24 protein-coding genes and 1 tRNA gene are annotated in these 25,619 nt (G+C 63.4%); 14 read left to right on the top strand and 11 right to left on the bottom strand.

Annotation, left to right across the window (positions count from 1 at the left end; translation table 11 throughout):
• Positions 1-40 precede the first annotated feature (40 nt).
• A complete protein-coding gene (locus EFD56_RS04305) occupies positions 41-598 on the bottom strand; it encodes a sugar O-acetyltransferase (RefSeq protein WP_126904909.1) in 558 nt (185 codons plus the stop codon).
• Between the two features lie 11 nt (positions 599-609).
• Positions 610-1,347 carry a type 1 glutamine amidotransferase gene (locus EFD56_RS04300; RefSeq protein ID WP_126904757.1) on the bottom strand — a complete coding sequence of 246 codons (738 nt, stop codon included), beginning with the start codon at positions 1,345-1,347 and terminating at the stop codon, positions 610-612.
• A gap of 126 nt (positions 1,348-1,473) precedes the next feature.
• On the opposite strand from EFD56_RS04300, the gene EFD56_RS04295 reads away from it, so the two are divergent.
• Entirely contained in the window at positions 1,474-1,767 is a 294-nt protein-coding gene (locus EFD56_RS04295) for an Rdx family protein (RefSeq protein WP_012482297.1), read from the top strand.
• Between the two features lie 2 nt (positions 1,768-1,769).
• On the opposite strand, the gene EFD56_RS04290 is transcribed toward EFD56_RS04295, so the two are convergent.
• Positions 1,770-2,189: a BA14K family protein gene (locus tag EFD56_RS04290; protein WP_085741561.1), complete on the bottom strand. Its 420-nt coding sequence runs from the start codon at positions 2,187-2,189 to the stop codon at positions 1,770-1,772.
• Positions 2,190-2,356: 167 nt separating this feature from the next.
• Here EFD56_RS04290 and EFD56_RS04285 point away from each other — a divergent pair.
• A tRNA-Leu gene (locus EFD56_RS04285) sits at positions 2,357-2,441 on the top strand.
• Positions 2,442-2,609: 168 nt separating this feature from the next.
• On the opposite strand, the gene EFD56_RS04280 is transcribed toward EFD56_RS04285, so the two are convergent.
• From EFD56_RS04280 to EFD56_RS04265, 3 genes are all read right to left on the bottom strand, one after another.
• Complete coding sequence (locus EFD56_RS04280) at positions 2,610-2,900, bottom strand: DUF982 domain-containing protein (RefSeq protein WP_004675986.1); 291 nt, start codon at positions 2,898-2,900, stop codon at positions 2,610-2,612.
• Between the two features lie 314 nt (positions 2,901-3,214).
• Positions 3,215-3,547 (bottom strand): hypothetical protein, encoded by a 333-nt coding sequence (locus EFD56_RS04270; protein WP_085741559.1) that lies wholly within the window; start codon positions 3,545-3,547, stop codon positions 3,215-3,217.
• A gap of 62 nt (positions 3,548-3,609) precedes the next feature.
• Complete coding sequence (locus EFD56_RS04265) at positions 3,610-5,220, bottom strand: GumC family protein (protein ID WP_126904756.1); 1,611 nt, start codon at positions 5,218-5,220, stop codon at positions 3,610-3,612.
• Positions 5,221-5,356: 136 nt separating this feature from the next.
• On the opposite strand from EFD56_RS04265, the gene EFD56_RS04260 reads away from it, so the two are divergent.
• The 11 genes from EFD56_RS04260 to EFD56_RS04210 all read left to right on the top strand — a co-directional run bounded on the left by EFD56_RS04260 (position 5,357) and on the right by EFD56_RS04210 (position 19,993).
• Positions 5,357-6,406, top strand: a complete 1,050-nt coding sequence (locus EFD56_RS04260; protein ID WP_126904755.1) for a glycoside hydrolase family 5 protein — start codon at positions 5,357-5,359, stop codon at positions 6,404-6,406.
• Between the two features lie 2 nt (positions 6,407-6,408).
• Entirely contained in the window at positions 6,409-7,689 is a 1,281-nt protein-coding gene (locus EFD56_RS04255; RefSeq protein WP_126904754.1) for a hypothetical protein, read from the top strand.
• Between the two features lie 56 nt (positions 7,690-7,745).
• Positions 7,746-8,762: an acyltransferase family protein gene (locus tag EFD56_RS04250; RefSeq protein WP_126904753.1), complete on the top strand. Its 1,017-nt coding sequence runs from the start codon at positions 7,746-7,748 to the stop codon at positions 8,760-8,762.
• A gap of 217 nt (positions 8,763-8,979) precedes the next feature.
• Complete coding sequence (gene purU / locus EFD56_RS04245) at positions 8,980-9,864, top strand: formyltetrahydrofolate deformylase (RefSeq protein ID WP_064833443.1); 885 nt, start codon at positions 8,980-8,982, stop codon at positions 9,862-9,864.
• 120 nt (positions 9,865-9,984) lie between these two features.
• Positions 9,985-12,912 (top strand): aminotransferase, encoded by a 2,928-nt coding sequence (locus EFD56_RS04240; protein ID WP_126904752.1) that lies wholly within the window; start codon positions 9,985-9,987, stop codon positions 12,910-12,912.
• Positions 12,913-13,433: 521 nt separating this feature from the next.
• Positions 13,434-13,628 carry a hypothetical protein gene (locus EFD56_RS04235; RefSeq protein WP_004674838.1) on the top strand — a complete coding sequence of 65 codons (195 nt, stop codon included), beginning with the start codon at positions 13,434-13,436 and terminating at the stop codon, positions 13,626-13,628.
• A 125-nt stretch (positions 13,629-13,753) separates the two neighbouring features.
• A complete protein-coding gene (locus EFD56_RS04230; RefSeq protein WP_037143969.1) occupies positions 13,754-14,749 on the top strand; it encodes a P1 family peptidase in 996 nt (331 codons plus the stop codon).
• A 130-nt stretch (positions 14,750-14,879) separates the two neighbouring features.
• The gene (locus EFD56_RS04225; RefSeq protein ID WP_206513409.1) at positions 14,880-16,409 is read left to right on the top strand and encodes an ABC transporter substrate-binding protein; all 1,530 of its coding nucleotides are present in this window, start codon (positions 14,880-14,882) and stop codon (positions 16,407-16,409) included.
• Between the two features lie 343 nt (positions 16,410-16,752).
• On the top strand, positions 16,753-17,700 hold the full coding sequence (locus tag EFD56_RS04220) for an ABC transporter permease (protein ID WP_126904750.1): 948 nt from the start codon (positions 16,753-16,755) through the stop codon (positions 17,698-17,700).
• A gap of 2 nt (positions 17,701-17,702) precedes the next feature.
• A complete protein-coding gene (locus EFD56_RS04215) occupies positions 17,703-18,566 on the top strand; it encodes an ABC transporter permease (protein WP_126904749.1) in 864 nt (287 codons plus the stop codon).
• 23 nt (positions 18,567-18,589) lie between these two features.
• Complete coding sequence (locus EFD56_RS04210; protein WP_126904748.1) at positions 18,590-19,993, top strand: amidase; 1,404 nt, start codon at positions 18,590-18,592, stop codon at positions 19,991-19,993.
• Here EFD56_RS04210 and EFD56_RS04205 read toward each other — a convergent pair.
• The 3 genes from EFD56_RS04205 to EFD56_RS04195 form a co-directional block, all read right to left on the bottom strand.
• Entirely contained in the window at positions 19,986-20,843 is an 858-nt protein-coding gene (locus tag EFD56_RS04205) for a C40 family peptidase (RefSeq protein ID WP_126904747.1), read from the bottom strand. The genes EFD56_RS04210 and EFD56_RS04205 overlap by 8 nt on opposite strands.
• A 24-nt stretch (positions 20,844-20,867) precedes the next feature.
• Positions 20,868-21,218, bottom strand: coding sequence for a MarR family winged helix-turn-helix transcriptional regulator (locus EFD56_RS04200; RefSeq protein WP_016735093.1), 351 nt, complete (start codon positions 21,216-21,218; stop codon positions 20,868-20,870).
• Positions 21,219-21,454: 236 nt separating this feature from the next.
• On the bottom strand, positions 21,455-22,846 hold the full coding sequence (locus EFD56_RS04195) for a leucyl aminopeptidase family protein (RefSeq protein ID WP_126904746.1): 1,392 nt from the start codon (positions 22,844-22,846) through the stop codon (positions 21,455-21,457).
• A gap of 142 nt (positions 22,847-22,988) precedes the next feature.
• Between EFD56_RS04195 and EFD56_RS04190 the strand changes: the two genes are divergently transcribed.
• On the top strand, positions 22,989-23,825 hold the full coding sequence (locus tag EFD56_RS04190; RefSeq protein ID WP_126904745.1) for a tetratricopeptide repeat protein: 837 nt from the start codon (positions 22,989-22,991) through the stop codon (positions 23,823-23,825).
• 38 nt (positions 23,826-23,863) lie between these two features.
• On the opposite strand, the gene EFD56_RS04185 is transcribed toward EFD56_RS04190, so the two are convergent.
• The gene (locus EFD56_RS04185; RefSeq protein ID WP_126904744.1) at positions 23,864-24,496 is read right to left on the bottom strand and encodes a LysE family translocator; all 633 of its coding nucleotides are present in this window, start codon (positions 24,494-24,496) and stop codon (positions 23,864-23,866) included.
• Positions 24,497-24,618: 122 nt separating this feature from the next.
• The gene (locus tag EFD56_RS04180; RefSeq protein WP_126904743.1) at positions 24,619-25,605 is read right to left on the bottom strand and encodes a type II secretion system F family protein; all 987 of its coding nucleotides are present in this window, start codon (positions 25,603-25,605) and stop codon (positions 24,619-24,621) included.
• Between the last annotated feature and the right edge of the window lie 14 nt (positions 25,606-25,619).

The raw sequence follows: 25,619 nt of genomic DNA, 5'->3' as shown, positions 1-25,619 counted from the left end.
GAGCCGGCGACGTTGTCGATAGAGCCCGCCGGCGCAAATCTCAGAGGCGGTTCATCGGTCGGGCCGGCTTGCCGACCACGGTGGTCCCCGCCGGCACGTCCCTGGTCACGACAGCGCCGGCGCCGACGATCGCGCCATCGCCGATGGTGACGCCACCAAGGATGACGGCAGCGCCGCCAATCCAGACGTCGCTGCCGATCGCAACCGGCCGGGCGATCTCGATACCTTGGCTGCGAAGTGCGGGGTCCTCGTGATGTTCGGCACAATAGATCTGCACGCCCGGTCCGAACATGGTGCGGTCGCCGACCGTCACGCGGCCGGAATCGAGGATGGTGCAGCCGGCATTGAAATAGACGCGCTCGCCGAGAACAATATTGATGCCGTAGGAGCAGTGAAACGGCGCTTCGATGAAGATATCGGGCGCCGCGCCGGCAAAGAGTGCTCTGAGCGCCGGGGCGACGGCCCCGCGCGCATCCGGCGGCAGCGTGTTATGGGCGTGAACGGCACGGCGCGCCTGCTGACGCAGGCGATCCAATTCGTCGTCGAGGCAGCAATACCACTCACCCGCCGCCATCTTTTCATATTCGCTTGCCGGCATCGTTTCGCCTCTCAAGCCGGGGCCTCCGACAATAGCCCGATCTCTGCCGACTCGATCAGGCTGACCCAGGCACGCGCGATGGCCAGGCCGGCGGCATCGGCGGCGACGCCATGGTGCGCCGCCAGTTCGGCATGGTTCTCCAGCCAGCCGGGGGCGATGCGGGCGATCGTATCAGGGAATTCCGCCTTCCACTGCGCGACGACCCTCCGGTCGGCCTCGAAATGGAACTGGGTGCCGTAGGCGGCGCGGCCGATGCGGAAGGCCTGATTTTCGGCGACGGCGCTCGCCGCCAGACGCACCGCGCCCTTGGGCAGGGTAAAGGTGTCGGCATGCCATTCGAAGATGGTGAATTCGCCGCCAAGCGCCGATAGCAGCGGATCGGCCTGGCCCTCGGCGGTGACGCCAATCCGGTGCCAGCCGAATTCGCAGGCGATGCCGAGATGATTGTCGGCGCCATAGGCGCGGGCGAGGATCTGGCTGCCGAGGCAGATGCCAAGCACAGCCTTGCCGGCATCGCCGAAGCGGCGGGCAAGCCGGGCGAGTTCGGGCAGATAGGGATGCGTCTCGTCATCCAGCGCGCTCTGTTCACCGCCGAGAACGACCAGCGCGTCATGGCCGGCTATATCGAGCGGCAGGATGCCGTCCTGCCAGACGCGAAACCACTCGATCTCGGCGCCCGCCTCGTCGAGCGCTCTGGCAAGCGCCCCAAGACCGCTATTCTTCATGTTTTCGACGACTGCGACTCGCATGGGCGTTCCCGATATGATCGACGCGGAGGAGACCATGGCGTAAGACCGTAGGCAAGACGCTTCGATCACAGCAATTGCGCGGCCACGCCACCGTGCCTAAACCAAGCGGAACGAAAGGAAATCGCCATGACCGAAAAACCCCGCGTCTCGATCCTCTACTGCACCCAGTGCAACTGGCTGCTGCGCTCCGCCTGGATGGCGCAGGAGCTGCTGCATACGTTTTCCGACAGCCTCGGCGAAGTGGCGCTGATCCCCGGCACCGGCGGCAATTTCGAGATCCGCGTCAATGGCGATCTCATCTGGGAACGCAAGCGCGACGGCGGTTTCCCCGGGCCGAAGGAGCTGAAGCAGCGGGTCCGCGACATCGTCGAGCCCGGCCGCGATCTCGGCCATGTCGACCGCGCCTCGCTCGAAAGCTGACCTCAGCGATAGGGCGAGCGGCAGACTCGGTAGACGCCCTCATAGGTGAGGAAGTGATCCGTCCGCGGATTATAGGAGCGATACTCATTGGTGCACCAGGCGATATGCTTGTTCATATCGCGCGCCGCCGGCTGCACGCGGCGCACCGGCGGCGGATCATAGGTCAGCTGCGGCCGCCCGGCCGCACCCGGCAGATAATAGGTCGGCCCGGCGCCGCGCGGGCGGTAATTCGGCTGAACATAGGCCGGCCGATGCCATTGCTGCGGCCCGAAGCCGAAGCAGCCGCGAAAATCGCAAAGCGTCGAACCCGTATTGAGCGGCCCGAGCCCCGGCTTACCCACCTTCAGCGAATCGGCGGCGGCAATTGCGGGCGACAGAACGGCCAAGAGGGCGGCGAGCAGAAACGTGCGGGAAGCAGGCATCGTCCATTTCCTTTTGATCCTCTCTTATATAGGACGCCCGATGACAGGCGCTATGGCTGTCCGGCAGCCCGCCTCATGATGTGATCGGCAGTTTTTTGCCAACTGTCAGGAAAACTTCAAAAACCCAGTTGACAGTCGCGGGCCACCCCCTTACATCGCTCTCCGTCGCCCAGATGGCGGAATTGGTAGACGCGCAGGTTTCAGGTACCTGTGCCGCGAGGCGTGGAGGTTCGAGTCCTCTTCTGGGCACCATTCCAATCTTGATCGCTACCAGGATCAGGTAATCAAACCTTCCGAGATTGCGCACTGGCACCTTCCTGCGAAGGCCGTTCGTGATGCGCGTTATCGATAGGCCGGTTCCATGATGCTGGTTCTGCAAGCCGAACCAGCGCAGCCATGTGATGGCGTGATTCCCAGCCTTCATGCAGCCATGTGCGGCGCCGTTTTCCCGCCGTCGGCAATCACCGACAAGACCACGATACCGGCTTCTCTGGCGGCGCTCAGAAGCAAGTCCCTGAGTTCGTCCATTCCGGCCTGCCCAATGATGGCATCGGCGCAAGCCTTCACAGCCGCGACGTATTCCTCTCCGTCGTCAAGCGGCCATTCGATCATCAGAACCTCGGCTGCGTCTCGGAGCGTCCGGACGATCTTTCCCCGGCCCCCAACAAAGAGAACGAGAGGCGCAAAATCCACCGATGTGTCCCATTGCATGGCACTTTCTCCACAAGGATTAGAATATTAGTAATAATGCAATTAGCGTGCCGCGCAAGGCGAAAGCGGCATCGTTGCCGGACGGAATTGCCCACTCAGTTCAGCGCCACGGCGGAACGCACGCGGCGGTAGCTCGAAACAATCTCGCTGCCACCGCCGATCGCATGCCGCTACGGCGCACTGACGAAGACGGCATGGTGAAATATTCGGTCGTCGAGCGATCGCAAGCAAATGCCGGCTTCGACTATCTGAGGATGGAGCTTCCGGCCCAACGGTTCCGACAGGCCAACGGCTTTGCCTACCGGTTGAAGCGCCTATCGCACCGGCTGATAGTGGCCGCGCAGCGGCACCTTGCCGCCCATGGTGACGAAGCCGTGGCGTTCGCAGACATACATCAGCGTCGGCATGCCGCCGGAGCGGAAGATGTCGTCGTAACGGCGGCGGACCTGGACCGTTTCAGTACGGCAATTATAGGATTCCTCTTCCTTCTTGTCCGGCTGCGCCTTGACGCCGGGAAGGCCCTTGTAGGGATAGAGGGCTTGAACCTCGGATGTGACGGGTTTCGTCCAGTCGACGGCAAAGGCGGAGGCCGGCGCAAGGCCTGATAGGGCAACGAGCAATATCGGAAACATCATCACAAGCCGCATGGAAATTCTCCTGCCGGCATCGTTGCGCCGTTGATAGGATGTAGGGAAACCGGGGATCGCGATCAAGCCGCCGCAGCAGGCGGCTTCCTGAAATAACTTCTGATGATGGGATGGCTGAAGAGGCCGGCGAGAATCGCAAAGCCGGCGCCGACGACGAAACCGGCAAGGAGGCCGCCGATGATGCCGGCGACCAGCAGGATCTTCTTTCCCGGGCCGTCGGCCTTGACCGGCGGCTCGGCCGGCGAGATGACGCGAATATTGCTCTGGCTGAGGTTCTGCTCCTCGCTCGTCTGGCTCGAGCGCTTCAGCACCGTCTCGTAGATATCGCGCGCCGCCGTCGCTTTGCGCTGCAGTTCGTTCAATTCCACCTGCTTGTCCGAGGTCGTCGCCTGCAGCGCCTTCTGCACCGCAAGCTCCTTGGCGATGCTGTCTTCGGCGGCCTTCGCCTGCTCGTATTCGCCGCGTGCCGAGGTGGCGAGGCGCTGCAATTCACCCTTGATTTCGCCTGATATGCTTTGCAGCGAGGAGCGGGCCGCCTGGAGGCGCGGATGACGCGTGCCCATCTGGCTTTCGAGGCTACCGACGGCGGCGGCTTGGGCTGCATATTGCTGGCGCAGGCTGACCAGCGGCGAAGTGGCGCCGCCCTCGGTCTGATTGCCGGCGACGATGTCTTCGACGCGCAGATTGGCGACGGCGTCGGCCCGGGCCTTCGCCTGGATAGTCTTTTCCTGCGCCGTCACCAGCAGTGTGTTCAGGGAGCCGAGCCGCTGATCGGAAATCAGGTTGCCCTCGGTCGCGGCCATGTCGTTATCGGCGCGGAAGGTCTCGACCGCCTGCTCGGCCTCCAACACCTTCTGGCGCAGGTCGTCGAGGCGTCCGTCGAGCGTCGAGGAGGTGTTTTCGTAGAGGCCGTTCGAGGCGCTGTTTTCCTCTTCGGTGAAGGCGGTGACGACCTGGTTGGCGAGCCTCGCGGATTTTTCCGGATCATTGGTCGTCGCGGCAAGCGAAACGACATAGGTGGTGGCCTGGCGGGTGATGACCAGCGCCTTCTGCAGGGTGCCGATGACGGCAGCGCCATCGCTCCGGCCGCCGGTGAATTCCGGATCCTGATCGAGCTTCATCGCCTCGACGACGCGGCGCAGCACGTTGCCCGAGGTCAGGATCTGCACCTGGCTGTCGATCAGCGCCGAGATCATTTCCGGCGACGGGCCGGAAGACTGCGCACCGGCCTCGGCAAGGCCGATCTGGCGCGGATCGAAATAGAGGCTGCTGACGGCAGTGTATTTCTGGCCGATGAACGGCGCCACTGCCCCGCCGGCGACGGCTCCGACAAGGGCCAGGGCAAGCACCACCAGCCGACGGCTCCAGATCGCCGCGATGCTGGAGCGGAGATCAAGAAGCGGGGCTCCGGGTGCCGACGTGCTCTGCGGCGGCAGATCGGCCGTGGGCGGCGCGGGAGGCGGAGCCGACGGCTGTTCGGATCGACGGGTTTGCGCAACGTTTGCCGGCGGCGGCACGAAAGGCGGCGGAGCGGGTTCGGGCGCCGGGCGGGCGAAATCATCCGGGCGGACGACAGGACTGCGCAGGCGCACGCCTTCCGGTGCAGTCTGAGGCGGCTCAAAACTGCGCCAGCCTGGCAGCCGGCCTACTCTATTCCTGTCATACTGGCTCATACGCGCACTCGTGTCCCGCCCAGCGTGAAAGACTGAAGCCGAGGTGCCGAGACTTTAGAAATTCTTAGCTAACGGACAGTTAAGATGCTGGCGGCCATAGAGATGTTGCCGTTTGCCGCGACTGCGAGGGATAGCCATGAGGACGATACGACATATGGCGGCGCCGCTGCTTGCGGCCGCCCTCATCGCGTCGCCGGCGCTCGGCGCCGACAAGCCCTGCTATCGTGGCGTCAATCTGTCCGGCGGCGAATATGGCGAGCGCGACGCGACCTACGGCACGAACTATCTCTATCCAAGCGAGGCGACGATCGGCTATTTCGCCAGAAAGGGCATGACCATCATCCGGCTGCCCTTCCGCTGGGAGCGGCTGCAGCCGGCGCTCGGCGGCCGGCTCGACGCGGACGAAATCACGCGGATCAAGGAAACAGTTGCTCTGATCCGCAAGCACGGCATGGCCGTCCTGCTCGATCCGCATAATTTCGGCTATTACGACAAGGTGCAGATCGGCACCGCGCCGGCGACGGACGCCGCCTTCGCCGACTTCTGGGCGAGGCTTGCGGTCGAATTCGCCAATGAGAACGGCGTGCTCTTCGGCCTGATGAACGAACCGCATGACATCAAGGCGACCGACTGGCTCGATGCCGCCAACGCTGCGATCCGCAGCATCCGGGCTATCGGCGCACGCAATCTCATCCTCGTGCCGGGCACCGCCTGGAGCGGCGCTCACAGCTGGGAAAAAGACGTAATCGGCGGCGCCAACGGCACGGTAATGCTCGGCGTGCGCGACCCGCTCGACTTCTACGCTTACGAGGTCCACCAATATCTCGACGTCGACTCGTCGGGAACCCATCCGACCTGCGAAGGTGCGACCGCCGCTGTCGAGGCGATCGCTGGCGTCACCGCCTGGCTGAAGCAGAACCACAAGCGCGGCTTTCTCGGCGAATTCGGCGCCTCCGCCGACAAGGACTGCATGGGCGGTCTGAAAGAGATCTACGCCACCATGTCAGGAAATAGCGACGTCTGGCTTGGCTGGTCCTATTGGGCGGCGGGCGAATGGTGGCCGGCGGACGAGCCTTTCAACGTTCAGCCGCATCAGGGCCCTGAGCGGCCGCAGATGCGGCTTCTCGCCGAGTCGACCCAGGCCGATCGCGGCGCCTGCACCGCCGTCAAGCCCGCGGGGAACTGACCGTGGCAGCCGTCGATCAGAAAGCACCGACTTTCGCTGTGGCGGGCAACCGGCTCGATGCGGCCGCAAGGGCATCGCACGTCGATCATCCGGTGCTCTGGCTCGGCCTGCTGTCAGTGCTCTATAACGGCATCCTGGCCTTCATCAATCACAACTTCATGCCCCTTTCGTTGACGCATGTCGCCGCCAGCGAGGGCCTCATCATGGCAAGCGCCATCATCTACATCCTCCACAAGGGGATTTACGAAACCGACCTGCCGGCCTTTCTGTTCCTGCTGTTTACGCTTGTCGTGACCATCTATGTCAGCGTGCTCAACCGCATGCCGTTCGTCGATCATTTCCGCAACGTGCTGATCATCTTCTGCTTTTCCGGCCTCGGGGGCTGGAGCAACGAGAAAACCATGAAGCTCGCCTTTCGCTGGGCCAGCCTTGCGGTGCTGATCTTCCTGATCTTCGAGATCGTCAGCGTGCCGTTCTATGTCAGCATCGTGCATCCGTCCGATTATTTCGCGAATACGCGCGGGCTGCTGCCGCTGAGCTACAATAAGACGGGCCTGTTCCAGAACGCGCTCGGTTTTCCCGAGCGCTTCTCCTTCGGCATCATCGACCACCGCTCGTCCTCGATCTTCCTCGAGCAGGTGTCGCTCGCCAATTTCTGCGGCGTGATCGCGATCTATCTGATCTCCATGTGGGAAAGAATAAGCCGCTGGGATCGGCTGCTGTTCATCGCTACGGCGGTGCTGATCCTGGTGACGAACGATACGCGCACCATGCTGATCTTCTGTTTTGCCTGCATCGTCGGCTATTTCGTCTTTCCGAAGATCCCGAGGAATTTCAATCTGGCGCTGATGCCGCTGATCGTCGCCGCAGGTTTCCTCGTCTACACCATGAAACCCAATGCGACGGGCGACAATTTCACCGGCCGCATCAATCTGACGATGAAGAAGATCATGGAGCTCGATCCTCTTGCCGTTCTCGGGCTTTCGGTCGACAGGGTCGCCGAGTTCGCCGATAGCGGCTATGTCTACCTGATCTACGCGGCGACGGTCTTTGGCGTTATCGCCTTCTGGCTGTTCGTCTGTCTCTTCCCCGCCGGCCGCACGGCAGCGCAGCGGCGTTGCGCCCATTCACTTTCTCTTTTCATTTTTCTGAATATGATGATCGGGGGGACCGCTGTTTTCTCGATGAAGATTGCCGGCCTCCTGTGGTTCGTCGTCGGATATATGCGCTTCCACGACAGCCCGCGCATCCGGCAGGGTCGTGCGGCAGATGTAGAGAGTTGACCGCAGCGGCACGGGAGGGACCGGCGCCGGCGCGAGCCCGGGGAGCAAGACGCTCGATGCTTGTCCAGCTTCAGTATCTGCGCGCCATTGCAGCGCTGATGGTCGTCTATTTCCATGCGATATTGCAGCTTGCCAAAGTCAATCCTGCCATCGACGCGACCGCCTTTCTCTACGGCGAAACCGGGGTCGACATCTTCTTCGTCTTGAGCGGTTTCGTGATGTGGCTGACCACGAGCGGGCGGACGATGAGGCCCATCGATTTCGCCCGCCGCCGCATCAGAAGGATTGTCCCGCTCTACTGGCTGGCAACGCTGTTTTCAGCCGTCGTGGCGCTGGCGGCTCCCTCATTGCTGAAATCGACGGTGTTCGACCTTCCGCATCTCATCGCCTCGCTGTTCTTTCTGCCATGGGCCAATGCCGCCGATCCCGGCACGATCACCCCCGTCGTCGTGCCCGGCTGGACGCTGAACTACGAGATGTTCTTCTATCTCGTGTTTGCGCTGCTGCTGCCGTTGCAGGAGACCCGTCGCATTCCGGCCATGTTCGCGGTCTTTGCCGTGATCCTGATTGCCTGCCGGCTGCTGCCGGAAACCACGGCCACCCGGTTCTACGGCGAACCGATCATGCTCGAGTTTCTCGCCGGCGTCGTGCTCGGCTGGCTCTATGGGCAGAAGGCGCTCCTGCCGAACCGCTGGGCATGGGCCGTACTCGCCACCGGCTTTGCGTTCCTCTTCGTCAACGAGGCGCTGATGCAGCCGGAGAGCCGGTTCTACTGCTGGGGTATCCCGGCCGTCTTCATCGTCTTCGGCGCGGTCTCCATCGACTTTTCCCGGCTGCCGGTTCTCGGATGGCTGAACTATCTCGGCGATTGCTCCTATGCCATCTATATCACCCACGCCTTCACGCTGGCTTTTTTGAGGGTTGTCGCCGACCGCCTGCCGATCGGCATCCTGCAGCAGCCGGTGCTCTTCATCATCCTGTCGCTGGTGCTTTCGTCGGCCGGCGGCGCCATCGTCCACGAAATCACCACCCCGCGCCGGAAAGTGGCCGTAGCAAGCCGTCCGCCGGCCTGACTTTCGTGCCGAAGGCGAGAATACGCATCCCCACGGCGCTGGCGGCACAGTTTTTTGCGCAACTTCTCTTAAGCTAGGACCTGGAAGCGAGAGAACTTGCACAAAGGTGATGGTTGCTCTTGCAATTTGTCGCATGAATGAAAGTGCGCCGGCCTATTCGCGGCCCGGGCTTTGATCTAAGCACGGCTGCGGTCTTGAAGAGGGAAGAGCGAGAGACATGAGAAGCTATGTATTGACGGTATCCTGCAAATCGACGCGCGGCATCGTTGCGGCGATTTCAAGCTATCTGGCCGAGAAGGGCTGCAACATCATCGACAGCTCGCAGTTCGACGATCTCGATACCGGCAAGTTCTTCATGCGCGTCAGCTTCATTTCGGAAGAGGGTCTGGCCGGCTCGGCGATCAGCGCCGATTTTGCCGCCGTCGCCGCGCCCTTCGAGATGGACTATGATTTCCATGACAGCGAAAGCCGCATGAAGGTGCTGCTGATGGTGTCGCGCTTCGGCCATTGTCTCAACGACCTGCTCTACCGCTGGAAGATCGGGGCGCTGCCGATCGACATCGTCGGCGTCGTCTCCAACCACTTCGATTACCAGAAGGTCGTCGTCAACCACGACATCCCCTTCCACCACATCAAGGTGACCAAGGAGAACAAGCCGCAGGCCGAAGCCCAGCTGGTCGAGCTCGTCAACCAGACCGGCACCGAGCTGATCGTGCTTGCCCGCTACATGCAGGTTCTCTCCGACCAGCTCTGCAAGCAGATGTCCGGCAAGATCATCAACATCCACCATTCCTTCCTGCCGTCCTTCAAGGGCGCCAACCCCTACAAGCAGGCCTATGAGCGCGGCGTCAAGCTGATCGGGGCGACGGCCCATTACGTCACCGCCGATCTCGACGAAGGCCCGATCATCGAGCAGGACACGGCCCGCATCACCCACGCCCAGAGCGCCGAGGACTATGTCTCGATCGGCCGCGACGTCGAAAGCCAGGTGCTGGCGCGGGCCATCCACGCCCATATCCATCACCGCACCTTCATCAACGGCAACCGCACCGTCGTCTTCCCGGCAAGCCCCGGAAGCTACGCCTCCGAACGCATGGGCTGAGGCCGGTCAAGGCCGGCATCTCTTTTGCTGGCAAACGACAATCACCCGTTGCCTGCCGGCGGCAAGTATTTGATTATCTCGCGCAACGGGTAATCGAATCATGCTGCGGGAGGGGGTGTCATGACCGACGAGGCGCTTGTTGATCGCATGGCGCTGCCGCGTCCCGATGTCACCGTCGCGGACGCGGAAGAGATCCTTCTTGATCATTACGGTCTGTCCGGCACCGTCATCGAACTGGGCAGCCAGCAGGATCGGAACTACCGGGTCGACAGCGATCGCGGACGCTACGTCCTGAAAATCTGCCATGCCGCCTACGAGACCCGCGAGCTCGAAGCGCAGAATGCGGCAATCCGTCACCTCAAAGGCAAGTCGGACGCGCCGCGTGTTCCGAACGTCGTCGCCACGAATGACGGGCGAGAGATCCTTGTCCTCACTGTGCGTGGGCAGGGCTATCAGGTCCGGCTGCTGGAATATCTGGAAGGTTCGGGGCTGACGGAACTGACCTATGTCGCGCCGGCTTCCGTCGCGGCGCTTGGCGCTCTCTGCGCCGGGCTGGCGCAGGCCCTTGCCGATTTCGACCATCCGGGTCTCGACCGCAGCCTGCAATGGGACCTGAGGCGCGCCGGGCCGGTCGCCGTGCAGCTGCTTTCCGCCATCACCGACAGCGCCGCCCGCGACCGGATCGCCAAGACCATGGTGCTGGCCGTTCGCCGAATCCAGCCCCTGGCGCCGTCGCTCCGGCTGCAGGCCGTCCATCACGACGTCACCGGCGACAATGTCGTCGGCCACCGTGATGCACGCGGCCATACGATCCCCGATGGGGTGATCGATTTCGGCGACATCATCCGCGGCTGGCTGGTCGGCGACCTCGCGGTCACCTGCGCCTCGCTGCTGCATCAGGCGAATGGCGATCCCTTTCATATCCTGCCCGCCGTCACTGCCTATCAGGCGATCTATCCGCTGAGCGACGACGAACTGAAGGCGCTGTGGCCGCTGATCGTCGCCCGCGCGGTCATCCTCGTCGCCAGCAGCGAGCAGCAGATTTCAGTCGACCCGGATAACGACTATGTCCGCGGCAATCTCGACGGCGAGCGGGCGATCTTCGATACGGCGATGTCGGTTCCGTTCGAACTGATGGAAGCCGCCATCCTCAAGGCAGCAGGCGCCGACGTCGCCGCGCCGCAGACATCGGAATGGCTGCCCCTGCTGCCCGACATCGATACCACGGCGATCGCCTATATCGATCTTGGCGTGCGAAGCCCGCATTTTTCCGCCGGCAACTGGCTGAATACCGATATGGATTGGCGGCTGCTGGCCCGGGCTGCGACCGAAAGCGGCGCGGCGGCAACGCGTTACGGCGAATATCGGCTCTCGCGCGCGGCCCTTGGCAGCAGCAAGGAACAGGCGACCTGCGCCCTGCATGTCGACATATGCCTTGCTGCGGGAAGCGCGGTCGCGGCCCCCTTTGCCGGCCGCATCGGCTGGAAGGACCAGCATCTGACCCTGACCTGCGAGACGATGACCCTGCACCTCGACGGGCTCGACCCTTCAATCGAGGACGGCGCCGTGCTTGCAGCCGGCGATCCGCTGGGTTCGGTTTCCGGAGAGGCGTCGTCGCTCGGCGGGCTGCGCCTTCAGCTCTGCAACGTCGCGGGTCTCGAACCGCCGCTCTTTGCCACGCCACGGGAGGCGGCGGCCTGGTCGGTGCTGTGCCCCTCACCCTCGCCCCTTCTCGACCGGCAAGCGGATGCGCCGCAACCGGAAACTGCCGGTCTGCTCATCAAGCGGCAGGCGCATCTGGCAAGCGCGCAGAAACACTATTATGCCGCGCCGCCGCAGATCGAGCGCGGCTGGAAAGAACATCTGTTCGATGTCGAGGGCCGCGCCTATCTCGACATGGTCAACAACGTCACCATTCTCGGCCATGGCCACCCCAGGTTCGCGGCGGCAATCGGCGCGCAATGGCTGCGGCTCAATACCAATTCGCGCTTCCACTATGGCGCGATCGCCGAATTTTCCGACCGGCTCGCCGCGCTTGCGCCGGAGGGGCTCGATACGGTCTTTCTAGTCAACAGCGGCTCCGAGGCGAACGATCTGGCGATCCGGCTGGCGCAAGTCCATAGCGGCGCGCGCGACATGCTCTGCCTGCTCGAAGCCTATCACGGCTGGTCGGCGGCGAGTGACGCCGTCTCCACCTCGATCGCCGACAATCCGCAGGCGCTGACCACCCGGCCGGATTGGGTGCATGCGGTCGTTTCGCCGAATACCTATCGCGGCGCGTTTCGCGGGCCCGACACGGCAGCGAGCTACCTCGCCGCCGTCACGCCGATGCTGGAGACGATCGACGCCGGCGGTCAGGGCCTGGCCGGCTTCATCTGCGAATCGGTCTACGGCAATGCCGGCGGCATTCCGTTGCCGGACGGTTATTTGAGGGAGATCTACGCCCAGGTGCGCGCTCGCGGCGGCCTCTGCATCGCCGACGAGGTGCAGGTCGGCTATTCCAGACTCGGTCATTATGTCTGGGGTTTCGAACAACAAGGGGTCGTGCCCGATATCATCACCATCGCCAAGGGCATGGGCAACGGCCATCCGCTCGGCGCCGTCATCACCACCCGCGCGATCGCGCAGTCACTGGAGAAGCAAGGACCGTTCTTTTCCTCCACCGGCGGCAGCCCGGTCAGCTGCATCGCCGGCATGGCGGTGCTCGACATCATGGCCGAGGAAAAGCTGCAGGAAAATGCCCGCACGGTCGGCGATCATTTGAAGGAGCGGCTTGCGGCGCTGATCGACCGCCACCCGATCGTAGGCGCCGTGCACGGCATGGGCCTCTATCTCGGCCTGGAATTCGTCCGCGACAGAACGACACTGGAGCCGGCGACGGAAGAGACGGCGGCGATCTGCGACCGGCTTCTGACACTTGGCGTCATCATGCAGCCGACCGGCGATCACCAAAATGTGCTGAAGATCAAACCGCCGCTCTGCCTCAGTATCGAAAGCGCGGATTTCTTCGCCGACATGCTGGAAAAGGTGCTCGACGAAGGCTGGTAACCAAGGCGCTTGCCGCCTTAACCAAATCGGTCATTTCGAGGCATTCCGATTTTTGCCGACGCGGCCCATTGCTTGATACAGCAAGGCTTCCTATCTCTGCTGTGGCGGTCGAAAGAGTTTCGATTCTGTCATGCGAATTTTACGAAGAGCTGATATGTTTCTTTCGGTAGGTTCGCCAGGAACGGAATTAATTTTTTCGGATCGTCGATTTTTTGACACGTTTCGGAATATGTTTCCGACAGGCTATCGGTTAATCTCTACTAAGTTAGTAGATATTGATGACAGCCATCGCCGGCCCCGGGCTCTTCCGGGACCACTCAAGCGCAACGCCAACCCAAGGAACGAGACATGATAGACATCGATATTCTCGCCTATCTGCTTGGGCGACCTGTGCTTGGCAATGACCGTCCGGGCGCCCTCTCCCGCCCGAACTGTCGAATGTGACGTTCGTCCTCCTTTCAACGGTACCAGACAAGTCAATTCGCCATGGCTGCGCATGTCGCGCGGCAGGAGTTCTATCAATGAAGAAGCAAGTTATCGAATATGCCGGCGTTCCCGTCGGGATCGTCATTCCAGACGAAGACCGGCTGAAGTTCATCGCCGTCAAATACCATGTCCACGACCTCGACGAGCAGCGATTCGGCTCGCCCGACGAGGTACGGCTGGCCATCCATGACCTGATGACCCGCCGCCATCCGAAGCCGCTTCATGCCTGAGGCATGGGGCAGCTGCCGATTTTGGCGGCTTTTCTCTTGTGACCGGTCCTGCCACAGGGGCCGGTCTTGTTTTTTGAGGACAATTGCAGTCCTATCGGCGGCCCTTCGTGCACAAGGATCCGCCCTTGCCCGACCTCCTCAACCTGATTACCGATATTGACGGCGTCGCCGTCGGCCATGCGACCGACCTCGCCCTCGGTTCTGGCGTTACGGTCATCGTCTTCGACGAGCCGGCCGTCGCATCGGGTACCGTGCTCGGCGGCGCGCCGGGTGGGCGCGATACCGGCCTGCTCGACCCATCGATGACCGTCAGCGCCGTGGATGCCTTCGTACTTTCCGGCGGCTCGGCGTTCGGACTTGATGCCGCCGGTGGCGTGCAGGCGGGATTGCGCGAGGTCGGCCGCGGTTTTGCCGTGGGTTCGGTGCGCATCCCGATCGTGCCGCAGGCGATCCTGATGGACCTGCTGAATGGCGGGAACAAGGATTGGGGGCTCCATTCACCCTATCGCGACATGGGCTATGCGGCGTTGAAGACTGCCGCCAAGGGCGCATTCGCGCTCGGCACCGCCGGCGCCGGGACGGGAGCGACGACGGCCACCTTCAAGGGCGGGCTCGGCTCGGCCAGCGCCGTCAGCAGCGCCGGGCACTGCATCGCGGCTGTTGTCGCCGTCAATGCGCTCGGCTCCGCAACGATCGGCGACGGGCCGCATTTCTGGGCAGCACCCTTCGAGAAGGACGGCGAATTCGGCGGGCTCGGCATGCCTGCGGTCTCCGACCACCGGATGCGGCTCAAGGGGATGAACACGCCGGCGACGACGATCGGTGCGGTGGTGACCGACGCGCAGCTGACGAAGGCGGAGGCGCACCGGCTTTCGCTGGCCGGCCATGACGGCTTTGCCCGGGCACTCTTGCCGGCACACCTGCCGCTCGACGGCGACACCGTCTTTGCCGCCTCGACCGGCCGGCATCGACGAGACGACATGGCAAGCCTGATGGAGCTTTGCCACCTCGCCACCATCGTGATGGCGCGGGCGATCGCCCGTGGTGTCTACGAGGCGAGCGCCCTTCCGGCCGAAGGCGCGCAGAAGGCGTGGCGCGACCGCTATCCTGACGGTCATTGATTGAATAAACATGTCCCGCAAGTGTGCAGCGTTTGCGTCGAGGACATGCGGAAAACAAAGACCGGAAGCGCGGCAGGCCGATCTGAAGATCGCCGCACGTTTTAGGTCGCAACCTGGTGGAATGGGCATGATGAATAAGGTTTCGTTTGCGCCGTCGGCACGTTTCGTCCGGCGGCTTTCCCTCGGCGCTGCGCTATCAGCCGGTCTCGTGGTGACGGCGATGACGCCGGCGGAAGCGGCGAACACCAGCCTCAAGCTTGGCATGAGCGTCGAGCCGACCGGCCTCGACCCGACAATCGCCGCACCTGTCGCCATCGGCCAGGTCACCTGGCAGAACGTGTTCGAGGGACTGGTGAGGATCGACCAGACCGGCAAGGTCCAGCCGCAGCTTGCGAAAAGCTGGGAGGTCTCGCCCGATGGCCTGACCTATACATTCAAGCTGCAGACCGGCGTCAAATTCCACGACGGCGAGGCTTTCGACGCCGCCAGCGCCAAGTTTTCGCTCGACCGCGCTCGCGGCGCGGATTCGGTCAATCCGCAGAAGCGCTTCTTCGCGTCGATCGCCTCGATCGATACGCCCGATGCGGAAACGCTGGTGCTGCATCTGTCGGCGCCGACCGGCAGCTTGATCTACTGGCTCGGCTGGCCGGCTTCAGTGATGGTCGCGCCGAAAACCGCTGCCGACGACAAGGTAACGCCGGTCGGCACCGGCCCCTTCAAATTCGTCAGCTGGGCAAAGGGCGACAGGGTCGAACTCGCCAGGAATGCCGACTACTGGAACAAGGATGCGGCCGCCAAGCTCGACAAGGTGACCTTCCGCTTCATCGCCGATCCACAGGCGCAGGCCGCCGCGCTGAAATCCGGCGATCTCGACGCTTTTCCGGAATTTGCCGCACCCGAGCTGATGAGTTCGTTCGACGGCGATGCCAGGCTCGTGACCAGGATCGGCAATACCGAGCTCAAGGTCGTCGCCGGCATGAACAATGCCAAGAAGCCTTTCGACGACAAGCGCGTGCGCCAGGCGCTAATGATGGCAATCGACCGCAAGACGGTGATCGACGGCGCGTGGTCGGGCCTCGGCACGCCGATCGGCAGCCACTACACGCCGAACGATCCGGGCTATGAGGACACGACCGGCGTGCTGCCCTATGACGTCGAGAAGGCCAAGGCGCTGCTGGCCGAAGCCGGCTATCCCAACGGCTTCACCTTCGCGATCAAATCGCCGCAGATGGCTTACGCGCCGCGCAGCGCTCAGGTGATGCAGGCGATGTTTGCCGAGATCGGTGTGACGATGAATATCGAGCCGACCGAGTTTCCGGCGAAATGGGTCCAGGACATCATGAAGGACCGCAACTTCGACATGACGATCGTCGCCCATGCCGAGCCGCTCGACATCGACATCTATGCGCGCGACCCCTATTATTTCAATTACAAGAACCCTGGTTTCGACGCGCTGATGAAGAAGGTCCAGGAGACGGCCGATCCCGCCGCGCAGAACGCGATCTATGCGCAAGCACAGAAGATTCTCGCCGAGGACGTGCCGGCGCTCTACCTCTTCGTCATGCCGAAACTCGGTGTCTGGGACAGGAGGCTGAAAGGGCTGTGGGAGAACGAGCCGATTCCTTCCAATGTGCTGTCCGGGGTTTCCTGGGAGGAGTGAGCGCCGGGCCCGTTGGGGACGCGATAGAGGGGATGGCCTTGGACAGATCCGACATATATTTGGCCGATCTTGGCTCCCTAAGTCCGTTCAGCTGGGGCCGACATGGTTTGATTTCGCTGGCGGATGGCCTTCCTGGCGCCAGCGCCTTTGATGACTCCTTCCACCCACCCCGCCCGCCGTCATGCTCGGCCTTGAGCCGAGCATCCACACGGCATCCACCAGCAGCCGCGACATGGATCCTCGGCTCAAGGCCGAGGATGACAGAGAGTGGGGTTGACCTCCCTGCCAAACCCAATGCCAGCACATCGGAGAGCCGCCGTGCCACCTCGGCAGCGTGGCCCACATGATCGCCCTCCTTGCCCGCCGCTTCGCCGGCCTTGTCGTCACCCTTGTCATCGTCTCGCTGCTGATCTTCGCCATCATGGATCTGCTGCCCGGCGATCCCGCCTCGATCCTGCTCGGCACGTCGGCAAGCCCGGAGACCTTAGCGGCGCTGCGGCATGATCTCGGCCTCGACCAGCCGCTCGTCCTGCGTTACGGGCAATGGCTGGCCGGCGTGCTGTCAGGCGATCTCGGCCGATCCTACACCTACGGCGTCCCGGTGGCGGGATTGATCGTCGAACGGCTGGCCGTGACGCTGCCGCTGGCGTTGATGGCGATCGCACTTTCGGTGGCGATCGCCCTGCCGCTTGGGGTGCTCGCCGCCTCGCGCCGCGGCCGTGTCTTCGATATCGCCGCAGCGCTGTTTTCACAGATCAGCATCGCAATGCCCGCTTTCTGGGTGGCCTTGCTGCTGATCATTCTGTTTTCGACGATGCTCAGGCTGATGCCGGCCGGCGGTTTCCCGGGCTGGGGCGCCGGTCTGCTGCCGGCGTTGCAGGCGCTTGTTCTGCCGGCGGTCGCGCTGGCGATGCCGCAGGCGGGCGTGTTGACGCGGGTGGCGCGTTCGGCCGTGCTCGAGACGATGCATGAGGATTTTGCCCGCACCGCGGTGGCCAAAGGGCTTTCGCGCAGCGCGGTGCTGTGGCGGCACGTCGTGCCGAACGCGCTGATCCCGATCCTCACCATGATCGGGCTCCAGTTCACCTTTTTGGTCGCCGGCGCAGTGCTGGTGGAAAACGTCTTCAACCTGCCCGGTCTCGGGCGGCTTGCCCTGCAGGCGCTTTCCCAGCGCGACATCATCGTGATGCAGGATGTCGTGCTGTTCTTCGCCGCCCTGGTCATCGTGGTGAATTTCATCGTCGATCTCTGCTATCTGGCGATCGATCCCAGGATGAGAAAGGCGGCCTGACCATGGTGCCGATCGTAGCCACCGCCATGTCAAGCGGCCGCCGGCCTTTCAGGCTTAGCCGGCGAAGGAACTTGATCTCGGGCGCCGTCATCGTCGGGCTGCTGATCGCCGTTGCGCTGCTGTCGCTCATCTGGACGCCGCTGCCGCCTGAAAAGATGCAGATCATCCACAAACTGCAGCCACCGCTCGCCTTCGGCCTGCTCGGCACCGACCAGTTCGGCCGCGACGTGCTGTCGATGCTGATGGCGGGATGCTGGAATTCGCTGTCGATCGCCATCACCGCGGTTGCGATCGGCGGGACGCTCGGTTCGATCGGCGGCGTTTCGGCGGCAGCAATCCGCGGCCCGTTCGAAGCGCTGCTGATGCGCGTCTGCGACGTTATCTTTGCCTTGCCGCCGATCTTGTCGGCCATGATGCTCGGCGCCTTTCTCGGTCCGGGCCGGTTCACTGCGATCGCCGCAATCGCCGTCTTCATGATCCCGGTCTTTGCGCGGGTGACGCTGACGACTTCGCTGCAGGCCTGGAGCCGCGATTATGTGACGGCGGCACGCGCGATCGGCAATACGCGCCTGACCATTTCGCTGCGCCATGTGCTGCCGAATATCATCAGCCAGATCATCGTGCATGGGGCGATCCAACTCGGGCTGGCGATCCTGACCGAAGCCGGTCTCAGCTTTCTCGGACTCGGCATGGCGCCACCAGCGCCGACATGGGGCCGGATGCTCGCCGATGCGCAAACCTATCTGGCGCTGGCCCCCTGGCTGGCAATTCTGCCTGGCCTTGCCATCGCGCTTGCTGTCCTCGGCTTCAACATGCTCGGCGACGGCTTGCGCGATCTTCTCGATCCACGCGAGGCAAGCCACTGATGTCCTCCCGGAACGAAAAGCCCATGACCGCGGCGACGGGCAACATCAATCTGACTATCCGCGCGCTCAGACGGCGCTTCGCCGATAGAAGCCTTTCACCGCTCGACTACTGGCTCGCCCTCGAAGACCATATCGCCGCCTGGGAGCCGTCGATTTCAGCGCTCTACCTCTACGATCCGGAAGCGGCGCGGGCGCAGGCGAAAGCATCGACGGCGCGGTGGGCGAAGGGACGGCCGCTCGGCGCGCTCGACGGTATTCCGGTGACGCTGAAGGAATTGATCGCCACGAAGGGCCAGCCGGTGCCGTTCGGGACCAAGGCGGTGGAGCTGAAACCGGCGGAAGCCGATGCGCCGGCCGCCGCCCGGCTGCGCGAGGATGGCGCGGTGATCTTCGCCAAGACCACCTGCCCCGATTACGGCATGCTTTCCTCCGGCCTTTCGAGCTTCCATGCTCTCAGCCGCAATCCCTGGAACATCACACAGAATCCCGGCGGATCGAGCGCCGGGGCTGCCGGCGCCGCGGCGGCCGGCTACGGGCCGCTGCATATCGGCACGGATATCGGCGGCTCGGTGCGCCTGCCCGCCGGCTGGACCGGCATCTTCGGCTTCAAGCCAAGCCACGGGCGCATCCCGGCCGATCCCTATTATGTCGGGCGCTGCCTCGGCCCGATGACGCGCAGGGTCGAGGATGCGGCCTTTTCCATGGCGACGCTGGCACGGCCGGACTGGCGCGACGGCACCAGCCTGCCGCCGAACGATTTCAACTGGATGGATCTCGAAATCGACATGGCAGGCATGAAGATCGGTCTGATGCTCGATGCCGGCTGCGGGCTTGCGGTGGATGACGAAATCAGGGACGCGGTCGAAGCCGCGGCACGAAGCTTCGAGAAGGCCGGCGCCACCATCATATCCGTCCAGCCGGTGCTGACGCGCGCCATGCTTGACGGGCTCGACAGCTTCTGGCGCGCCCGCCTGTGGAGCGATATCGCTGGCCTGGATGAAGAGCGGCGCGACAGTATCCTGCCCTATATAGGCGATTGGGCAAAGGCCGGCGCCGAAGTCAGCGGCGTCGATGCGGTCAGAGGCTTCAACCAGACGATCGAAATGCGCCGGAGCTGCGGACGGCTGTTCACGACGATCGACGCGCTGCTCTCGCCAACCAACCCGATCATTTCCTATCCGGCCGAATGGGCATCGCCGACCAACGATCCGGCAAGGCCGTTCGAACATATCGCCTTCACCGTGCCGTGGAACATGTCGGAACAGCCGGCCGCCTCGATCAATTGCGGCTTCTCTCGGTCGGGCATGCCGATCGGCCTGCAGATCGTCGGGCCACGCTTCGACGACATGCGGGTCCTGAGACTGTCGAAAGCCTTCGAAGATTGGACGGGCGGCGTGAGCGCCTGGCCGCGGCCACCGGTCACTTGAATGGGCGGCGATAGCCGGTAGGCTGTTGGTAGAGCGAGCCGATGCGCGCGACGGCAGCCTCGAAATTCTCCCGCGCCACCGTCATGCTGTGACCATTGGCATGAAGGATGGTCTGCGGATCCTCGAAAATCGCCACATGGCCCTTCCAGAACACCAGATCGCCGCGACGGATTTCAGAACGGTCGATCGCTTCGCCGAGGCCGGCTGCCTGCATGTCGGTATCACGCGGCGCCTGTCGGCTGGTCATCAGCATTGCAAGCTGGACGAGGCCGGAACAATCGATGCCGAGACCGGAGCGTCCGCCCCAGAGATAGGGCGTCTCCAGGAATCGTCCGGCGATCTCGACATAATCGGCACCATCGAGAGCGCCGATCGGCTGGACGTGTCTTGCGAAGATCGCAGTTCCATCCTCGAGCACGACATAATGATTGCCCCGCGCTTCCGCCTCGCGGGCGACGTGAATGCGGCTTCCCATCGAAAGCGTCGTCTGGTGCGGCTTGCGCAGCTCGGGCTCCGGATAGAGGAAGGTGCGCGGCGCGGTGACGATATGGGTCGGCGCCGGATCAATTTGCGAGAGCGCGTCTGCGGTGACATAGCCGACATAACCGTCCGATGCGGCTTTCACCCAGCACCAGCCGTCGGCGCGATCGAAAACCGTCACCTGCTCGCCAAGGAGCAGTTCCGTATCGATGCCGCGCGCCAATTCCGGCGCAGGGCGCAAGCCAATGACGGGAACGGCGACGCGTGCCGGCGTGCCTTGGACAAAACGCGACGCCTCCACCTTGCCTTCGAGGTCTGCTTCCGCGAGATCGGGCCTATAGGCATGCAGGCGGCGGTCGAACATCGTCATTCCCATTCCTTTCAGATCGCCCTTTCAGATCGGCAGGCGCCGACCCTGATCACGGACGAGATCGCCAAGCTTTTCCAGGTAAAGCGCGCCGCCGACGGTACGCTTGATGATGACGTTGCGCCGATCGGCATCGTCGCGCACACGATCGACCAGGCCCATCTCGCCCATCGTGTCCAGGGCGCGGGTAATGACCGGCTTGGTGACACCGAGCGTCGCGGCCAGCCCGCGCACGGTGTGAGGCGGCGGCACCAGGTAAATATGCAGCAGGATCGCCATCTGGCGCAACGTCAAATCGCGATCGTCAAGACGCACCTGATCGAGCGCCACGCCATGCCAGAGCCCCAGCGCCTGCGAGGCGGTCAGTTCGATCGGCACGGCCCCTCCGGAAAATCGTTACGCTAGCGTTTCATTTTCCGGCAGTTGCCATGGACATGCAAGGGCCGCCGGCAATTGCCGTCCGGCAGGGTGAATAAAATTTTAACGATCGCCCTCCGCCCCACCGCCGGCGCGGTTCGGCCGGCGTGCCTTAGAACAGGATGAATCCTGTTCTAAATTAAAGAGTTAGAGCATGATGTCGTCCGAAAACCGCTTACACTTGTCGGCATCATGCTCTAGCGCAAGCCCGTGCGGATATGATGAAACAGCGCGCGGATCGCCTGGGCTTCGCCGCCACCCGGCGAATGCGGCCGTTCAGACTGGGCCCAACCGTAAATGTCGAAATGCGCCCAGCTCTTCGCCTTGCTGACGAAACGCTTGAGGAAAAGCGCGGCGGTGATCGCCCCCGCCATGCCGCCGGCCGGCGCGTTGGTGAGATCGGCGAATTTGGCGCCGACGTCCTTTTCGTAACCGGGATAGAGCGGCAGGCGCCAGATCGGATCGTCCGTTTCCAGGCTCGCTTCGGTCAGGTCATGCGCCAGATTGGCGTCGTCGGTGAAGAAGGGCGGAAGATCCGGGCCCAGCGCAACGCGAGCGGCACCGGTCAGCGTCGCCATGTCGATCAGGAGCTCGGGCTCCTCCTCGTCGGCATAGGCCAGCGCATCGGCCAGGATCAGGCGGCCTTCGGCGTCGGTATTGTCGATCTGGACGGTGAGGCCCTTGCGGCTGCGATAAATGTCCCCTGGGCGAAAGGCGTTGGAGGAGATTGCGTTTTCGACGACCGGGACGATGACACGCAGATCGACCTTCAGCTTGGCGTCCATGATCATCAGGGCCAGCCCCATGACATTGGCGGCGCCGCCCATATCCTTCTTCATCAGCAGCATCGAGGCGGCCGGCTTGATGTCGAGACCGCCGGTATCGAAGCAGACGCCCTTGCCGACGAGCGTCACCTTGCGATGGCCCTTCTTGCCCCAGCGCAGTTCGAGAAGGCGCGGTGCATCGGCGCTGGCGCGGCCGACGGTATGGACGAGCGGGAAATTTTGCTCAAGCAGTTCGTCACCTGTGATCACCGACACTTCCGCCTTGTAGTGCTGGGCGAGACCGCGGAAAGCCGCCTCGAGCTGATCCGGCCCCATGTCGTTGGTCGGCGTATTGATCAGATCGCGGGCGAGAAAGACGCCGGCGAGCTGGCGCTTGATGTCGGCGCCGTCGGCATCGCTCGGAATGAGCATTGTCGCGGCGGCAGATTTTTCCGATTTGTAGCGGTCGAAACGGTAGCTGCCGAGCCCGAAGCCGAGGGCGAGGCGATTTGCCGTCAGCGGCGCGGTCTCGATGTGCCAGTCGCCGGCCGGCAGCGCACGCGCGAGTCTGCCGGTGATATAAGGCTGTTCGGATGGATTGGTGCCGAGGCCGAAAAGCGCGCCGCCGAGATGGCCTTCGGCGGTCGGGATCAGCAGCAGCGATCCGCTCTCGGCCTTGTAGCCTGCCTTTTTCGCCCAGTCGAGGGCGATCGGATCGATCGTGCCGGTCTCGATATGGGCGGGCGTGACGGCAAAGATCGGCAGCGTCGAACCGCCCTTCGTGTTGAAGGGGGTCGGTCTTTCGATGAACTGATAGAGGGCCATGATTGTCCTTCGGCGGTCGTCAGGAATCACTCCTTAACGGTCTGTTAGGGTTAACAGACTATTGCTGGAGCGAAGATTGCGTCAAACCTTTCCCTGTCCCGCGTTCGAGGTGAGGCGCCGATTTCGGAATCAGGAACGCGTCATGCCTGCCTCGCTCACCACCAAATCCACCAATCGCTTCCTGCAGGGCGTCGCGGCGTCGCTGATCGTCCTTGCAGTGGCGGGCTGCTCGACGACGACCAAGGACCGGATGACGACAGGTTCGGTGCCGAAACTTACCAAGCCGGTCGAAGAGATGGACGCGACCGAGCTGCGCTCGGCAACGGACCGGCTCGGCCAGGCTTATGAAAAGAACCCGCGTGATCCCGTTACCGGCGTCAGCTATGCCAATCTGCTGCGCATGAACGGCCGCGACGCGCAGGCTCTCGCCGTCATGCAGCAGGTGGCGATCGCCAATCCGGGCGACCGAAACGTGCTGGCCGCCTATGGCAAGGCACAAGCGGCAGCCGGGCAGTTCCAGCAGGCGCTCGACACGATCGGCCGGGCCCAGACCCCGGATCGTCCGGACTGGAAGCTGGTCTCGGCCCAAGGCGCGATCCTTGATCAGATGGGCCGGGCAAGCGAGGCCAGGCAACGTTATCGCGACGCGCTCGATATCCAGCCGAACGAACCGTCCATCCTGTCCAATCTCGGAATGTCCTACGTGCTGACCGGCGATCTGCGCACGGCTGAAACCTATCTGCGCTCCGCCGCCGGCCAACCAAACGCCGACAGCCGCGTCAGGCAGAACCTGGCGCTCGTCGTCGGCCTGCAGGGACGTTTTGCGGAAGCCGAGCAGATCGCGCGGCGCGAGCTTTCGCCGCAGCAGGCCGATGCCAATGTCGCCTATCTCAGAGGCATGCTGTCGCAGCAGAATTCCTGGCAGAAACTCGCCGCCAAGGACAAAGCGCCAGCAGCGGGCGACAGCAATACCAACTGACCGGCGTCGACGCCGAAGACGGACCTGCGGGTGATGATTTAGCGGGCGCTCAGACCCGAAAGAATGAGACGGAGACCGAGGCCGCCCATGACGGCTCCGGCGGCCCGGTCGATCCAACTCTTCGCAGCCAGATAGAAGCGCCGCGGACGGCGAGCAGAAAATGCCAACGCCACGATCGAGTACCATCCCGCCTCCACTGCAAAGACGCCGAGCGGCAGGGCGATGATCAGGTCGAGTGGGACCGTCCTCGGAAGAAGCGCGGCAAACAGGCTGGCATAGACGATGATCGTCTTCGGGTTGCTGAGTTGGGTCAGCAGCGCAGTCGTGAAGCTGCGCATCGGCGCGCGGCGGCCATTGATGGTGTCGCACACCGCGAGCGGCTGCGCAGCGCCTCTCCAGATATTGACGGCAATATAGAGAAGATAGACGCCGCCCGCGACCTTGAGCAGCAGATAGAGCCATTCAAACTGCGACAGCAGCGCCGTCAGCCCGGCGAGCGCCAGCGCGGCGAAAACGACGCCACCGGCCCCCATGCCGAGCGCGGCCGCAAGGCCATCGAGCCTTGACCGCGAAATGGCGATCCTCGAGACGACGACGAAGCTCGGGCCGGGACTCACCGCGCCGACTCCCAGGGCTGCCATGATGCTGATGAAAATTCCAATCGAAGACATCGAAAGCTTTCTCCGGGAAGGAACGAGCGCTGGGGCAGGCGCATCCGCTCGTCCGATGGCCGTCGCTCTCATATAACAGCTGTGCCGGCGCCGGTCACGCAAGCTTTCCGGCCTGGAAACCGTCAGAACTTGTCGGCCACCTGGATGCCGGCCGGGCCGAGGATAACGGCAATCAGCACCGGCAGGAAGAACAGGATCATCGGCACCGTCAGTTTCGGCGGCAGGGCAGCCGCCTTCTTTTCCGCTTCGTTCATGCGCTCGTCGCGCCCTTCCTGAGCGAGAACGCGCAGCGCCTGGGCGACCGGCGTGCCGTAGCGATCGGCCTGGATCAGCGCCTGGGTCACCGAGCGCACCAGTTCGATCTGGGTGCGCGTGGCAAGATTTTCGAGCGCCACCCGGCGATCCGGCAGGAAGGAGAGCTCTGCCGTCGTCAGGACCATCTCCTCGGCAAGCGGCGGCGACTGCTCGCCAAGCTCCTCCGACACGCGACGCATCGCCGCCTCGATCGAAATGCCGGATTCGACGCAGATCAGCATCAGGTCCAGTGCATCCGGCCAGGCGCGCTTGATCGAATGCTGACGCTTGCCCATGCGGTTGGAGATATAGATGTTGGGCGCGTAGAAGCCGACATAACCGATGCCGATGACGGCAAAGAGGCGGATGGCCATGCCCCTTTCGGCAAGGTTGCCGAGGCCGAAGACCCAGAAGGCGGCAAGCGCCAGGAAGAGGAAGGGCAGCAGGAAGCGCGCGACGAGGAAGGTATTCAGGGCATTTTCCGAGCGAAAACCGGCGGCGCGCAGCTTGTTGACCGTATTTTCGTCGACGAGCGCCTGGCGCAGGTTGAACCGCTCGACGATCTGGCGGACCGAGCGGTTGTTCTGGCTGCGGAGCGACGCCTTGCCGGCGCCCGGGTCGGCATTCATGCGAGCGCGTTCGCGGGCGCGGATCTGCTCGCGCTCGGTCGAAACGGCCTTCATGCGCTTGGTGAGATCACCGCGCTCGAAAAACGGGATGGCTATCGTGTAGAAAGTGGCGAAGACGGCGATCGCGACGAAGACGGCGATCAGCATGCCCGGATTGGTCAGTGTTGCGGCGAGGTCCTGCGACATGGTGCTTCCTTCCG

It is taken from the genome of Rhizobium phaseoli, assembly GCF_003985125.1.
In the GTDB taxonomy this organism is placed as follows: Bacteria; Pseudomonadota; Alphaproteobacteria; order Rhizobiales; family Rhizobiaceae; genus Rhizobium; species Rhizobium phaseoli.
Note: the sequence above shows the minus strand (reverse complement) of the source record. Positions and strands in the feature narration are given on the sequence as shown.

What these genes read in the sequence shown, in the direction of transcription:
- EFD56_RS04305 (WP_126904909.1), bottom strand. Translation starts at nt 598, where the DNA reads ATGCCGGCAAGCGAATATGAAAAGATGGCGGCGGGTGAGTGGTATTGC.
- EFD56_RS04300 (WP_126904757.1), bottom strand. Translation starts at nt 1,347, where the DNA reads ATGCGAGTCGCAGTCGTCGAAAACATGAAGAATAGCGGTCTTGGGGCG.
- EFD56_RS04295 (WP_012482297.1), top strand. Translation starts at nt 1,474, where the DNA reads ATGACCGAAAAACCCCGCGTCTCGATCCTCTACTGCACCCAGTGCAAC.
- EFD56_RS04290 (WP_085741561.1), bottom strand. Translation starts at nt 2,189, where the DNA reads ATGCCTGCTTCCCGCACGTTTCTGCTCGCCGCCCTCTTGGCCGTTCTG.
- EFD56_RS04280 (WP_004675986.1), bottom strand. Translation starts at nt 2,900, where the DNA reads ATGCAATGGGACACATCGGTGGATTTTGCGCCTCTCGTTCTCTTTGTT.
- EFD56_RS04270 (WP_085741559.1), bottom strand. Translation starts at nt 3,547, where the DNA reads ATGCGGCTTGTGATGATGTTTCCGATATTGCTCGTTGCCCTATCAGGC.
- EFD56_RS04265 (WP_126904756.1), bottom strand. Translation starts at nt 5,220, where the DNA reads ATGAGCCAGTATGACAGGAATAGAGTAGGCCGGCTGCCAGGCTGGCGC.
- EFD56_RS04260 (WP_126904755.1), top strand. Translation starts at nt 5,357, where the DNA reads ATGAGGACGATACGACATATGGCGGCGCCGCTGCTTGCGGCCGCCCTC.
- EFD56_RS04250 (WP_126904753.1), top strand. Translation starts at nt 7,746, where the DNA reads ATGCTTGTCCAGCTTCAGTATCTGCGCGCCATTGCAGCGCTGATGGTC.
- purU (WP_064833443.1), top strand. Translation starts at nt 8,980, where the DNA reads ATGAGAAGCTATGTATTGACGGTATCCTGCAAATCGACGCGCGGCATC.
- EFD56_RS04240 (WP_126904752.1), top strand. Translation starts at nt 9,985, where the DNA reads ATGACCGACGAGGCGCTTGTTGATCGCATGGCGCTGCCGCGTCCCGAT.
- EFD56_RS04235 (WP_004674838.1), top strand. Translation starts at nt 13,434, where the DNA reads ATGAAGAAGCAAGTTATCGAATATGCCGGCGTTCCCGTCGGGATCGTC.
- EFD56_RS04225 (WP_206513409.1), top strand. Translation starts at nt 14,880, where the DNA reads ATGAATAAGGTTTCGTTTGCGCCGTCGGCACGTTTCGTCCGGCGGCTT.
- EFD56_RS04220 (WP_126904750.1), top strand. Translation starts at nt 16,753, where the DNA reads ATGATCGCCCTCCTTGCCCGCCGCTTCGCCGGCCTTGTCGTCACCCTT.
- EFD56_RS04215 (WP_126904749.1), top strand. Translation starts at nt 17,703, where the DNA reads ATGGTGCCGATCGTAGCCACCGCCATGTCAAGCGGCCGCCGGCCTTTC.
- EFD56_RS04210 (WP_126904748.1), top strand. Translation starts at nt 18,590, where the DNA reads ATGACCGCGGCGACGGGCAACATCAATCTGACTATCCGCGCGCTCAGA.
- EFD56_RS04205 (WP_126904747.1), bottom strand. Translation starts at nt 20,843, where the DNA reads ATGACGATGTTCGACCGCCGCCTGCATGCCTATAGGCCCGATCTCGCG.
- EFD56_RS04195 (WP_126904746.1), bottom strand. Translation starts at nt 22,846, where the DNA reads ATGGCCCTCTATCAGTTCATCGAAAGACCGACCCCCTTCAACACGAAG.
- EFD56_RS04190 (WP_126904745.1), top strand. Translation starts at nt 22,989, where the DNA reads ATGCCTGCCTCGCTCACCACCAAATCCACCAATCGCTTCCTGCAGGGC.
- EFD56_RS04185 (WP_126904744.1), bottom strand. Translation starts at nt 24,496, where the DNA reads ATGTCTTCGATTGGAATTTTCATCAGCATCATGGCAGCCCTGGGAGTC.
- EFD56_RS04180 (WP_126904743.1), bottom strand. Translation starts at nt 25,605, where the DNA reads ATGTCGCAGGACCTCGCCGCAACACTGACCAATCCGGGCATGCTGATC.